Source organism: Tenacibaculum sp. E3R01 (assembly GCF_003318185.1).
Classification (GTDB): domain Bacteria; phylum Bacteroidota; class Bacteroidia; order Flavobacteriales; family Flavobacteriaceae; genus Polaribacter; species Polaribacter halocynthiae.
The window spans coordinates 190024-203785 of sequence record NZ_QOCC01000014.1; the positions used below are offsets into that span (position 1 = coordinate 190024).

17 protein-coding genes are annotated in these 13762 nt (G+C 28.4%); all 17 read left to right on the forward strand.

The window, feature by feature from the left end; translation table 11 throughout:
- Positions 1-35: 35 nt before the first annotated feature.
- The 17 genes from DS884_RS03655 (at position 36) to DS884_RS03735 (ending at position 13544) form a co-directional block, all read left to right on the forward strand.
- Entirely contained in the window at positions 36-1487 is a 1452-nt protein-coding gene (locus DS884_RS03655; protein ID WP_113785823.1) for a class I SAM-dependent DNA methyltransferase, read from the forward strand.
- Positions 1488-1663: 176 nt separating this feature from the next.
- On the forward strand, positions 1664-2476 hold the full coding sequence (locus DS884_RS03660) for a dCTP deaminase domain-containing protein (RefSeq protein WP_113785824.1): 813 nt from the start codon (positions 1664-1666) through the stop codon (positions 2474-2476).
- Entirely contained in the window at positions 2469-3536 is a 1068-nt protein-coding gene (locus DS884_RS03665) for a hypothetical protein (RefSeq protein ID WP_113785825.1), read from the forward strand. Before DS884_RS03660 ends, DS884_RS03665 begins: the two co-directional genes overlap by 8 nt.
- The gene (locus DS884_RS03670; protein WP_113785826.1) at positions 3523-3999 is read left to right on the forward strand and encodes a hypothetical protein; all 477 of its coding nucleotides are present in this window, start codon (positions 3523-3525) and stop codon (positions 3997-3999) included. Before DS884_RS03665 ends, DS884_RS03670 begins: the two co-directional genes overlap by 14 nt.
- On the forward strand, positions 3992-4651 hold the full coding sequence (tmk, locus tag DS884_RS03675; RefSeq protein WP_113785827.1) for a dTMP kinase: 660 nt from the start codon (positions 3992-3994) through the stop codon (positions 4649-4651). Before DS884_RS03670 ends, tmk begins: the two co-directional genes overlap by 8 nt.
- A 133-nt stretch (positions 4652-4784) precedes the next feature.
- Positions 4785-5570, forward strand: coding sequence for a hypothetical protein (locus tag DS884_RS03680; protein WP_113785828.1), 786 nt, complete (start codon positions 4785-4787; stop codon positions 5568-5570).
- Between the two features lie 162 nt (positions 5571-5732).
- Positions 5733-6287, forward strand: a complete 555-nt coding sequence (locus DS884_RS03685; protein WP_113785829.1) for a DUF4269 domain-containing protein — start codon at positions 5733-5735, stop codon at positions 6285-6287.
- Positions 6288-6410: 123 nt separating this feature from the next.
- Entirely contained in the window at positions 6411-7016 is a 606-nt protein-coding gene (locus tag DS884_RS03690) for a hypothetical protein (RefSeq protein WP_113785830.1), read from the forward strand.
- A 177-nt stretch (positions 7017-7193) separates the two neighbouring features.
- Complete coding sequence (locus DS884_RS03695) at positions 7194-7646, forward strand: hypothetical protein (RefSeq protein ID WP_113785831.1); 453 nt, start codon at positions 7194-7196, stop codon at positions 7644-7646.
- Positions 7647-7808: 162 nt separating this feature from the next.
- Positions 7809-8525, forward strand: coding sequence for a hypothetical protein (locus DS884_RS03700; protein ID WP_113785832.1), 717 nt, complete (start codon positions 7809-7811; stop codon positions 8523-8525).
- A gap of 168 nt (positions 8526-8693) precedes the next feature.
- Positions 8694-9077 carry a hypothetical protein gene (locus DS884_RS03705; RefSeq protein WP_113785833.1) on the forward strand — a complete coding sequence of 128 codons (384 nt, stop codon included), beginning with the start codon at positions 8694-8696 and terminating at the stop codon, positions 9075-9077.
- Positions 9078-9235: 158 nt separating this feature from the next.
- Positions 9236-9991 (forward strand): hypothetical protein, encoded by a 756-nt coding sequence (locus tag DS884_RS03710; protein ID WP_113785834.1) that lies wholly within the window; start codon positions 9236-9238, stop codon positions 9989-9991.
- Positions 9992-10023: 32 nt separating this feature from the next.
- The gene (locus tag DS884_RS03715) at positions 10024-11070 is read left to right on the forward strand and encodes a hypothetical protein (RefSeq protein WP_147239368.1); all 1047 of its coding nucleotides are present in this window, start codon (positions 10024-10026) and stop codon (positions 11068-11070) included.
- Positions 11071-11217: 147 nt separating this feature from the next.
- Positions 11218-11685, forward strand: coding sequence for a hypothetical protein (locus tag DS884_RS03720; RefSeq protein WP_113785836.1), 468 nt, complete (start codon positions 11218-11220; stop codon positions 11683-11685).
- A gap of 177 nt (positions 11686-11862) precedes the next feature.
- Complete coding sequence (locus tag DS884_RS03725) at positions 11863-12282, forward strand: hypothetical protein (RefSeq protein ID WP_113785837.1); 420 nt, start codon at positions 11863-11865, stop codon at positions 12280-12282.
- Positions 12275-12604, forward strand: coding sequence for a hypothetical protein (locus DS884_RS03730; protein WP_113785838.1), 330 nt, complete (start codon positions 12275-12277; stop codon positions 12602-12604). Before DS884_RS03725 ends, DS884_RS03730 begins: the two co-directional genes overlap by 8 nt.
- A 148-nt stretch (positions 12605-12752) precedes the next feature.
- Complete coding sequence (locus DS884_RS03735; RefSeq protein ID WP_113785839.1) at positions 12753-13544, forward strand: HNH endonuclease; 792 nt, start codon at positions 12753-12755, stop codon at positions 13542-13544.
- The last annotated feature ends 218 nt before the right edge of the window (positions 13545-13762 follow it).

Consider the following 13762-nt stretch of genomic DNA (forward strand, 5'->3'; position numbering starts at 1 on the left):
CAAGAATGAAATTATAAGGTTTAAAATTAGAATTTATGTCTACAAATAATTTGGTAAATAAAATATGGTCGTTTTGTGATACATTGAGAGATGACGGTCTTGGGTATGGTGATTACCTAGAACAATTGACATTTCTTTTGTTTCTAAAAATGGCGGATGAAAACCCTAAAGAATATAAGTTGCCTGCAGGATGTGATTGGCAAGCAATTTTAGCGAGTGAGCACATAATTGAATCATACGAAAAGCTTTTGAAAGACTTGGCAAACTCTGGGGGAATGTTGAGCAAAATATTTGCTGGAGCACAAAATAAAATCCATGATTCAGCCAAATTAAAGAAATTGATTCAGCTTATAGATGGAGAAAATTGGACTTCTCAAGAAGTAGATATTAAAGGAGAAATATACGAATCACTTCTCCAAAAAAATGCTGAGAATAGTGGTGCTGGACAGTACTTTACCCCTCGCTCTGTTATATCAGCTATGGTAGATTGTATAAGTCCTAAACCCTTAGAAAAAATTGCTGACCCTTCCTGCGGAACAGGGGGCTTTTTTCTAGGTGCATTAGAAGAATTAAATAATCATAAATTAACTAAAGAAGAAGCTCATTTCTTGAAGTTTGAGACATTTCACGGATGGGAAATTGAAAAATCAACCGCTCGGTTATGTCTTATGAATCTTTTCCTTCATGGAATTGGAGACCTCAAGGAAACTCCAGAAATAGAGGTTACTGACAGTCTAAAAAGACTGGAGCACGGTAAGGTTGTTGAGAATGAAAAAGTCGATATTATCTTAGCTAACCCACCGTTTGGAGTGAGTAGTAGCGATATCCCAACAATAAGTGTAGAGCAATCAAAGAAAGATGGTTATTTTTTAAGAAAGGATTTTTGGGTTACAACAAGCAACAAACAGTTAGCATTTCTGCAACATATTGTGACTATGCTAAATGAAAATGGTCGTGCTGCTGTTGTTTTACCTGACAATGTTCTTTTTGAAGGAGGAGCGGGAGAAGTAATCAGAAAGAAATTGATGGAAGAAACGGAACTACATACTATCCTTAGGCTTCCAACTGGAATTTTTTATGCTCAAGGGGTGAAATCTAACGTTTTGTTTTTTAACAAAAAAAAGGATTCAAAAACTCCACAAACCAAAAATATCTGGTATTACGATTACAGAACAAATGTTAGACATACACCTAAGAAAAACCCTTTGAGATCTGAGAACCTCTCAGAGTTTGTAAAATTGTTTAAAGCAAAGAAACGTAAAGAAACTTGGTCTAAGGTAAATCCGGAAGGAAGGTGGAGAAAGTATTCTTATAATGAAATTTCAGAAAGAGATAAAACCAGTTTAAACATATTCTGGCTTCGTAGTGAAAATATGCTTGATTTGGATAATTTGCCTGAGCCTTCAGTCTTAGCTCAAGAAATAGTTGAGAATATTGAGGATGCCTTAGAAAGTTTTAAAGGAGTTGCATTAAAATTAGAAGATTAAGCCAACGCGTGTTCAAGCACATTGCAATCCTCCTTCGTACGGTTGCAAAGAGCTTTCTCGCCAACGCTAAAAACGAAATGAATAAAATAAAAACGGCATACAACAATGTGTATAGTGCATAGCACCCTTCGGGATGCTACGACACCATACACTAAACGTTAGCTGTAAATTAAAAAATGACAAAACCAAGATATACAGGAACCCTTAATGATGATGAAATCAATAAATTTTGTTCATCTAATGTATTAATATCTGAAAATTTTAATGCAAAAAACATAAAACAGGCTTGTTACGAGCTTAGAGCAAGTGAGATATACTATGATTTAGATCAACCAAATAAACCTATAGATCTTTCTAAAGATGGATATTCTTATATCTTAATTAAGCCCAAACAATCAGTAGTAATAATAACATTTGAGCACTTAAACATACCTGACTACATTATATCTAGAATTTTAACTAAAGGCAAGCTGTTTTCGATTGGATTATTACCTGTTAACACTTATGCTGACCCAGGTTTTGAAGGGCAATTGGGCATTATTTTATATAACTCTTCTTCAAATTACATAAAAATAAATCCTGAAGATTCTATTGCTAAAATTGAATTTTCTGTCTTAAAAAACTCTGTTAGTAAGCCTTATAAAAGCCAACATGGATATCAAACAAAAATTTGGCCAATTCCACATTCATACATTCTAGAAGAAAAAGACTTAAAAAGTGATGCTAGAATAGGTGACACGCATAGTGAAATTGTAAGAATTTACGGAAAAAAATATTCTAAAGTAATTTCAAGATTACTTAATGTTGAAAGGAAATTAATCTTAGCTACAATTGTATATTTTACTTTTTCTTTACTCTTATTAGGTATTACCATTTTAATAGATAAAACTGATTTATTCAGCCCTTTCTATACAATAATTTTAGGGTTAGTGACAAATATAATTAGTTTTTATGTAATTTATTTTTTAGACAAAAACAAGAATGATTAATAAATTAAACATTAAGAATATTGATATATCATCTCAATATCATTTTGCCCCTATAAATCCTGGGTTAGCAAAAAACGGATTACCTTCAAAAGAATTAATCAGTTTCCAAAAGCTAAGATCTAATCAATATTTAGGTATCAATTATGTTGGTAACATTTCTATATCTTCTGAGCTAACAACTAATTCAAACACTTTATATATCCAAGAAGATATGTCTGAATTTAAAAAATTAGCAAAAGAGATTAGTATAAATAATGTAATCGCTGGTGCGCAAATCGCATGTTATAAATCAAAATATACACCTATCAAAAGCTGGAAGAACAAAAATAAAAATGAATATATAAAGACTATTCAACAAGAAATTAATTCATTTACAAAAAATGAATTAAAAAATATAGTTAAGGATTTTCAGGATGGTATTTTAAAATTAATTGATTGTGGCTTTAAAGTAATTCAAATTCATGCAGCGCATGGTTATTTATTAAATACTTTTATAAGTAAAACCTTTAATATTAGAAAAGATGAATACGGAACTGATCCTTTATTGATTTTAAAGGAAATAATTTCAGGGATTAGTTCTAGCTTGTCGGATATTATTTTAGATATACGAATAAGTTTATTTGAAGATGAAATACGTGAAGACCTGAATATAAATGAAATTAACTTCTTAAATTCTTTACTTGAAATCAATCAAATTGACATGCTAAGCATATCTAATGGTATTTATAATTTCTCAAAAGGTTTGATTTATCCAAAAACAACCTACAATCATAGTTTTATGTATCCTGTTTTGAAAAAGTATATCAAAGAAAATCAGAAAATTCATTGGAATTTAAGTGGTAATATTTGGAATATCAAAAACCTAGAAATTAGCTATTCAAACCTTTCCTATTCTCTTGGAAGATCATTAATAGCTGACACATTTTTTATAGAAAAACATATAAATAATAACTTAAGTCTTATTAATAAATGTAATAATAGTAACTTGTGCCATTATTACTCAAGAGGAAAAAATCAAATTGAATGTGGTGTAAATAAAAAACTCTATGACAAACAATAACATATATGAAATTTGTGAAAAACATCTAATTGAAGAATTCAATAATACTGGTTCAGATTGGAGGATCTTCGGTTTAACTACATTTTCGGATTTAATTCATATTGAATCAATAGATCTCAGAAAATCAAATTTTGAAAAAATATATTGTATTAATATAATTAACTTATCTATAAAAGCATTAATACAAAAAGAACTTGAGCCTATAAAATTAACTGGAAATTACCAATTAGACAAACTACAAATTAATTTGCCTCTAAATCAATTAAAAGAGAAACATAAATTCATATGGTATGAACATTATTTGGAAATTAATGAAGCTAGTGAAAATCTGGATAAATTTTTAGAAGAGATAATCGACTATTCTTTATATCATAAAAAAGATATTGTATCAAATACAAATTCTTATTTCAACTTAATTCTCTCAAATGGTCTTAAAATATTAAAACGAATAATTAATGAATAATAAAGGGAAATTTATTGTTTTTGAAGGAATTGATGGATCTGGAAAATCCACAATTAGTAAAATGCTACATGAAAAAATCAATAATGAAATAACAAAATCTTATTACACGTTTGAACCTACTGATAGTCCAATCGGTTCTGTGATAAGAAATATTTTAAATCGTAGAATTAAAACAGATGAAAAGACTATAGCCTCTTTATTTCTTGCTGATAGATTGGATCATTTACAAAATGAATCAAATGGAATCTTAAATTTTCTAAACGATGGAATTAATGTTGTATCTGATAGATATTATTATTCATCATATGCATATCATGTACCTCACATACCCTTAGATAAAGTAATTGAAATGAATACTCTTTGCGCTGAATTACTTAGACCAGACATAGTCTTTTATTTAGATGTTCCTGTATCTGAAAGTTTAAAAAGAATCTCTAAGAATAGAAATTTTAATGACTTTTATGAAACCGAATTTAAAATTACTCAAGCAAGAGAAAATTATTTAAGAGCAATTGAAAAAGAAGGAAAGAAAGATAATGTAATTATTATAAATGCTAATAATGATATAGAAGCCATTTTTAATGAAATTTGGAATCACACATTAGATTTATTCAAAAAAAAATCTACAGCTAACAATGTATATAAAAAATAGGCGCAATAGCACTAAATTCAAAACTTTTTACTCGCGTCAAACTTTGTACTAAATCGAAAGTTCAGCACTTCAAAATCACCTACTTTTCATATACAAGACCGTTGGGCTTCATTTCTCACTCGAACTCAAAAAAATGAAAAAGAAGATAATTATTGCATTTTTTTTAATTTTAATTATTGCTATTGGGATAATAGTTTCGAAGTTTAATAAATTTAAGAATGAGCCATATCAGAAAACTCCATTCTTTGATTTATTTGTAGCTAAATCTTTCTATAAAAAAGATAAAGAAAGACCTTGGGAAGAATTTTGGGACAACTGTTGGAATAACGTTTCTGAAGAAAACAAAAGACCAGTTGAATGGATTTCAAATCCAAAAGATTTTGAAAAATTAGATTCAATATATTTAGGTTTCAAAAATACGACAAATGAAAAATTTTATTATGTAACTTGGGGAGAAGCAAATTCGAGAATTAGAATTAGTTACAATGTATTTAAAAAAGGAAAAATTGACTCTATTCCTTTTGGAGGTTTTGGTTGTGGAACAGGAATATATATTACCCCTCTAAAAAAAGGAGAAATTGCTGGTGGAAAATTTTTGAATCCGCTTTTATTCAATCCATTTACGAACCATTATTTACCTTTAAAAAATCGAAAATTCCCTGAACTATTTAAAGAAATATATGGAGATTCAGTTGCAATAAAATTTGAACAAGCAACTTACAGCTTACCTTGGAATAAATTTCCTTCTCAAATGATAGAATCAAAGAAAATTATAATTTCGACTGAAAAAATTATTAAAAATTGGAAAAAAGGAAATTATAAATTAAGTCCAGAATTTGATAAAGATAATGAACAAGCTTTTTACGTTAAAGATAAAGGAGATTATGAATTAAGTTCTGTTTATGAAAAAAAGGAATAAAAACGAAAGCCCAACACCATATAAAATTAATTGCTGGTTTTGGCTCACTTGGGAAATTCCTTTGGAATTTCGCCGTTCGTGATTAATCTACTAAATTAGTTGCTTGAAACACGCAACTAATCTTATACAACAACGTTGCCCACAATTTGAGAAAATCGAGATTTGATTGAAAATTTTAGAAATATAGAATACTTAAAACACGGAAACGAAAGACAAAAACTTGCTTTTGATGAAATTAAAAAGCAAAAAATTTTTGAGATACTCGAAAAATATAATCCGCTTTTGACTGGTACAATCCCAATCGGAATTGATTTACCTGAAAGCGATTTAGATATTATTTGCGAATGCGAAAATCAATCTGAATTTAAGGCATATTTATCAAGTAAGTTTTCAGAAAAAAAAGATTTTAAAGTTTACTCAAAAAAACAGTACGGAATTGAATCAACTATTGCGGAATTTAAAACGGACAATTTTTTGTTTGAAATCTTTGGGCAAAACATTCCTACCGAAAAGCAAAATGCTTATCGACATATGCTTATCGAAAACAGAATTTTAAGCGAAAAAGGACTTAAGTTTAAGCAGAAAATAAAGGAATTAAAATCTGACGGACTAAAAACTGAACCTGCTTTTGCAGAACTATTGGGATTGAAAGGAAACCCATATACGGAACTATTAAAACTGGAAATAAAAACTGTGGGCAACAATGGCTATAAGTAATTGCTTACTCTCGGTTATTTTGGAAATTCCTGCGGAATTTCCGCCGTCAGTTTGTACTTGCGGAATTTATTGCTAAATTCACGCAACTACTCATAGCCGAAGCCGTTGTAAAACATTTGAAATTTGAGGTATTTAATAAAATTACTGCTCACATCATTAATTCTAATTTCTTGCAAAAACAATGAAAAAAAAGTTGTAAAAGAATTTTATTACCCAAACAAATCTGAATTCTCAAAAAGCGAAAACTATAGATTTTTAGAGGTAAAAGAATTTAAAAACTTTAATCAATTGGTTGATAGTCTTGAGAATTTAAATTATCGCGGAAAGAAGGCTTATCTAAAAATTGAAAATGTAAATGCAAGATATAATTATTTAACCTCCACTACTTTTGGTCAATGTTACCCAATATTATTGAAATTTAAAAATATTTTGAGCATATCAAAAGACAGTATAAAAAAAGAAAAAGATTATCCTATTGGAGAATTAAAAACTGTACTGAAAAAAGATTTACTGAATTTTGGTAAAAATAATAGATTTTCTGACTCACCTGGAAAACTTGTGATTTCATTAACGAGTGAAATAGATGAATTAGAAAATTTGATTTTAAAAGTAACTAGCGTATTTAATGAAATTCAAAAAGATGCTTCTGATTCTTTAAAACTGAACATATACATTAATAGGAGAATGGAAATATATCTACCACCACCGAAAATAAAAAAAATTAAATAAAAACATTTTACAACAATGTATAACCGCAATTACGGCGGATTCGACTACGTCCGAATCCACTCGGAATTGCTAAAGCCAGTGCTAAGCCAAAAATAAATGTTAATTTAATCCGTAACTGACGGTTATACGAAACCGTTGTAGTGCATTTAAAACAAGATACTAAGAAGATTATCATAGATGAGAACTTATCCAAGAAATACTAAAGAACTAGAAATAAAACACAGTTTTAGTTTTCCCGTAGATAAAACTAAATTAGAGCTTATTCAAAATAATGTTATTTTACGTAATGATATTGCATATGTATTTTTAAAATCTAGAATCTTAAATTCATTGAAAATGCATAATCTATTTGAAAACGAATTGTTCAGTGAGTCATTTTTGGACAAGAAGTTTAACCAAACGGATAGACTTAAAATTTATAATGCAATAAAAAATCAGCTTCTTATCCCGGTTAGTAAAAGAAATAAATTAAGTTTATCTTCTTTGTTTCAGCTAAATGACAGACCAAAAATCGATACTAGAGTATTAACAATTAAAGACTTAATTTTTGATTTAATCAAGCAATACAGACTGACTATTAAGGGAGAATTTGAAACTTTTTTTAAATACGAACTTGATAAATTTAAATAGTAAAACGACACTACAACAAAGCGTATAATTAATTGCGGCTGAATTTCTTCGGCGGAAATTCAATCTTATTAATTATCTTTCCGCAACATCGGAAAAAGACTCGCGTCCTTTTCCCGCAAAAAATCATACACAAATACGTTAGCTACAATTAAAAAATAAACTTTGAACAAAGAAAAAAAAACAAATATTTGGAAATTACTTTTTATTATCGCTCCTGCCATATTATTTGGAAACATTACTGAAATATTAAAAGATAAAAACATAGCTTTTACAGTTGGTTTGACAATTATTGGAATTTCATTAGGTTTTTTAGCTCATTATTTAACAAAGAAAAAAACTTTGACTATTAAAATTATAACTCTAAGCATTTTAATAGTAATTCCTTTAAGTATTATTGCTTTTAATGTCGAAAATGAATTAGAAAAAAAATGGACTAATCAGATTATAAATACAATTGAATTTTCGTCACCAACTGAATTAAAATTAATCAATTCTGACATTCCTAAAAACCTTAAAGAATACTATAATAAACTTGAGATATACAACGACGGAAAAAAGGACAAATCAATAATTCTTTATGCTATAGAGCTTAAAGATAAAAACATTGATTTAAAAAACTATTTCGAACAATACTTAGAGACTTTTAGACTAAAAATTCCAAATATTAAAACTGTTGATATAACTGAACAGATAGAATCCGAAAATGATATTCTTACTAAATTTAAATTTAACACAAAAAATGAGACATTGAATGGTTATTCACGTTTTATTAAAAAAGACAGGAATTTAAATATGTTTTGGTTAGTTCCTTTTTCTAAAAGTTATACGAAAAAATACATTGAAAAGTTTAATAATAAAATATTGACACAAAAACTGTAGCTAACAAAATGTATAATTAATTGCTTACGGATTTGCTCCTTCGGACAAATCTCGTAGACAATTAATTTCATCTATTTGAATTACTTTTAAGTTAAAATTAAGCAACTAACCATACACAAATACGTTGGCAATAATTGAACTCACTCAAAACTGAAGAAATACTAACTAATGAAAACGAAACTTCTCTTTTTGATTTTTATTTCAATAATATTTATTAGTTGCGACCCTGAAAATGATTTCTATATAAGCGGAAAAATATCTGATAAAAAACATAAGGGTACAATTGAAAATGCGAATGTTGAATTTATTTGTTACACGAATAGTATGGAATGGAATTTTGAAAAAAAAATAACCCAAACCAATATAAACGGAATATACAATGACACAATAGTATCATTAAGACGTTTTGATAGCATAAAAATCAAGATTAATAAAAAAGGGTATTTAACAAAAGAAATAATATCAGAAAGAAATGAATGGGAAATTACTCGAGGATTTATGAAAACGGAATTTGATATTGATTGTGGAAATATCGAACTGATAAAAAAATAACTATTGCCAACACCGTATAAAATTAATTGCTGGTTTTTGCTCACTTGGGAAATTCCTTCGGAATTTCGCCGTTCGTAATTAATCTAGTAAATTAGTTGCTTAAAACACGCAACTAATCTTATACAACAACGTTACCTGCAATTTAAACTCACTCAAAATTGAATACAAACAGAATTGAAAGAATTAAATTATTTAAAAAATTTAGAGATGAAATATTCTTAAGTACTTTCAATGATTTTCACGAAAAAGACGAAAGAGCTGAACAGTTTAATAAAGCTTATTCTTTACATAAATTTAGAGGAGATAGGTCTAATAAACTGAATGAACGTTCTGTAGATGTATTTTTCGGCAATCGAGCTTATGAAACTATAACTCGTGGAAGCGAATGGAAAGCACTCACTGAATCTGGTGCTACTTTGCTATATAAAAGAAATGACGATGGTTATGTTACCGTTTTTCTATATCCTGCAAATCCTGAAAACCAATCACAAAAAGAAGACTTTATACTTCTGCATAAAAGATTGAATCCTAATGAGCTTTTAAGAAAATCAGTTTTATCAAATCATTGGAAAATATTTATTTCTTATATGGAATGTACGAGTTTAGACGGAAGTCCTACTTCAATGGATAAATTAAGAATTAGTTATCTCAAGCTTGTTAAACAATTAGTAATTAAAAATAAAGTACAGCAAAGTAGAATTAAATCATACTTTTTTGAGATATTTAAATTTGTTTTAACAGTTGGATTAAGTGGTTTTATTATTTACTTGGTGACTCTCTCTCAAAAAGATGACAACGTAATTGAAAATAAAGAAAGTATAGAATTACAAAAAAACATAGAACAGGATATTCACAAAACAAATTCAATTTTGGACAGTATAAATGTTAATTTAAAGAACCTGAAAACTAAATAAAAACTAACATAAATATGCCTACACTAAGTTCTATGAAAATCCCGCCACCTAAGTCTTGGGAAGAGTTTGAGGAATTAACCTTAGATGCTTGTAAAATAAGATGGGAAAACCCAGATTTACAAATGAACGGAAGACAAGGACAACCTCAAAATGGTGTAGATATTTTTGGTTCAAACCATATTTTTAAATGTATTGGTGTTCAGTGTAAAAATTACAAGACAAAAGTAACTATTGAATTAATCAAAGAAGAAATAATCAAAGCTGAGTCGTTTCAACCTAAAATAGATATGTTCTATTTTGCTATTTCAACTGAAACTGATGCTACAATTCAAAGAGAAATAAGAATACTTTCTCAAGAAAGAACGAATAAAGGTGATTTCCCTGTAATGATGTTATTTTGGAATGACATAATCCAAGAGCTTGTCAAAAACCAAGCTGTAATGAATAAACATTATCCACAATTAAATCTATCAGAAAATGTACTTACAGAGGCTAAAAATATTAGATTATTTAGTATTCTTGATTTAGTTTATAATACACTTAATCTTAATTTTTATAATAGTTTAATTTTTGGTGAATTTGGAGAAATGGCAGGAGAAAACCCATTACAAATTCAATCGGTGATTATGACTATTAAATATTCTTCAAGTAATGTTCTAAATAAAACTGAATATAAAAGAGTATCCATTTTAATTGATAAATACAAAGAATATATGTTCTTTGAAGGAGAAAGACAAACTAAATTTAATTGGGATACTGCCGAACTAATATCAAATGAATTTACCGGAATTATAGAAGGAATAGAATACAATCTGTCATCTAAAGAGCTAGCAATTTTTAATATTGGTAAAATATTAACCAAGTGGTCAAAATGGGAAGTTGATTTTGACAAGGACTGGCCTAAATCTTCTTGGAAAAATTTAAATATATTTATTTCTCAAATTAACTCAGAAGAACTGTCAATTAAAATAAATGAAATGGAATTAGCATATTCTAAAATGGACCATTTTGAAAGATTAGACGTTCCTCATAAAATTTATAATGAAGTTAGAAAATATTTAATAATATCAACGGAATAAAAACTGCAGGTAACACCGTATATAATTTATTGCTAGTTCTAGCCTACTTACGAAAATCTTCGCGGATTTTCTATTCGGTTTGTATTTACTAAATTAGGTGTTTAAAACACGCAACAAACCATATACAAACACGTTACCCAACATTTGATGAACAACCTGCTGAAAATAGAAATTATTGAAAATGATAAAGGAGGACACCAAGATTTAATCTTTGAAATTCCAAATTTGATAAGTCAGCAAAAATTTGACACTTACTATTTCGCTTTAGCAATTGAACCGAAAAGGGGAATAAAAGAAATTAAAAATGCTGTTGCGGAGTTAATCGCTTCGTGGAATAAAAAGCAAGCGGAAATGAAAAACGGACAAGTTATTTACTTGCCAATTGATTTTTCCGACCAATATACTGGATGTTTAAGAGTGGAAAAGAAAAACGACTTGAATTTGACATACGGATTTTCAAGACGAGAAGGTTGGAGCGTTGACCCAATAAATCCGACTGAATATTATGAATCAATAACTGACTTTGATATCGAAAATGAAAAGTCATTGACTGTAAACCAATCGGAATTTGACAAGTGTTTGACTGAATTGACTGAAAAACTAAAATCGGAGTAAAAAAACGTTGGGTAACAATGTATAACCGCAATTACGGCAGATTCGACTACGTCCGAATCCACTCGGAATTGCTAAAGCCAGTGCTAAGCCGAAAATTAACGCATATTAATCCGTAACAGACGGTTATACGAGACCGTTGGTAACAAGCAAAAATTAGCACATTGAAAAATAATAACCTTGAAGAAAAGTAAAACAAAATCAATAATACTTACAGTAATTCTACATTCATTTATAATTCTTGGAATTGGTCACGGAATTGGAATAATGTGGATTATAGATATTGTAAGTATTCCAAATTTGATTGATAGTTATGGTTTTACTTTGAGAGGAAAATTCAATGATAAAATAATGTCAATTGGTCTTATATCCTTAATTGGAAAAATATTTTTAGTTATTAGCATATTCCTAAAACCTAAATTGTATGAACGAATATTTGAAATTGTCGGAATTCTAATATTATGGATTTCAGTCTATTTTCTAACTTCTGGAAATTGGAGTTATAACTCAGTTTATGAAATTGCTTTCTTGACAAGCATTCCATTTTTAATTTCATCTTTAAATTTAGTATATCTAATAACCCGAAAAAAACATGAATGAAAAACCTAAATTAAAACAGTTATTAGAATCTGAAAATTTTCGAATAAGAACAGCAATGTTTATAGGAGAAAAAAGAATATCTACATTAAAAAGTTTTTTTGATGGAATATATTATTCATTTGATGTCTATAATATAAAAGAGGAAAATATATTTTTAGGATTAAACGAATGGACAGTAAAATACTATAACCAGAAAGAAACATCTGCTGCTTGGAAAGATATAATTTTAAAAGAATGCGGAAATGATGAAGAAAAAGCAGTAGACGAATTTTTTAGAGTATATGATAAATTTAAAGAAAAGCCAGTTACCAACACTATATAAACTTTATAGCTGATTTTAGCTCACTTAGGAAATTCCTTCGGAATTTCGCCGTACGTGTTTTATTTACTAAATTAACTGTTTAAACCACGCAACAAAGCTTATAAAACAGCGTTGTATGCAATAACCAGAAACGCGCAAACTAACAAGAATGAGCAATGAAGAAATAACTTATTTAGTTTCAAAAAAAGTCTTAGAAGGAAAAATAACAAAGTCTGAAGGAATGAATGAACTCTATTCAAAAATTAATATGAATAAAGGTTCTGCAAGTATTATAATTGGACAAGTTTACCCGAAATTATTTAATGGTGTTTTATTCAAAAGGACAGTTTCTGTAGCTTATTTTGCTCGATTTTTGGAATGTATAAAAAGAGATTATGGAAACGAGCAATTATCTATCTCATTATCTGGATTAAAAAAACATATAGACTACATCCTGACAACTGGAGACTCAAAAATAAAACTTAGAAAAGTTTATCAAGAGTATTTAAAATTATCGAAAACTCAACTAACGAATATCCAAAAAGATGAAATTGAACAAATCGAAATTATAGATTTATTCAAAGAAAAATCGAAAGACGAATTAAAGGCTGAATTAGATAATCTACCCGAATTAGAAACAGAGGAAGTTTATGCAAATCAGAAAAAATATAAAAGAGATAATAAAGCGATTGCATTAATAAAATTATTGAGAGATAATGAATGCCAAATTTGTGGAAAATATATTAGAAAAAAAGACGGAACAAAATATGTGGAAGCTGCTCATATCAAGGCAAAAAGCGACAGAGGAAATGAAACTCTTGAAAATATTTTATTATTATGCCCAAATCATCACAAAGAATTTGACTTAGGAGATTTAAACATAATGAATCACTCCAAAGAAACAATTAAATTTACTTTGAATGAAAATAGCTATGAAATTTCGCTCTTAATAAATGAATAAAAATTACTGCATACAACAATGTATAAAAAACATAGGACTTTTGTGCTAAACCGAAAGTTCTGTACTTATTCACAATGTCCGCCAAATATAAAATTTGGCATTTATAGAAGAAAAGATAAAAGCAAAATATTTATATTTAGCTAAGTAATAAACCGAAACGGAAGTGCTTTTTAACTGTCCTACGTTTCTTATACTAAACGTTAGCAACAAGTACTCGA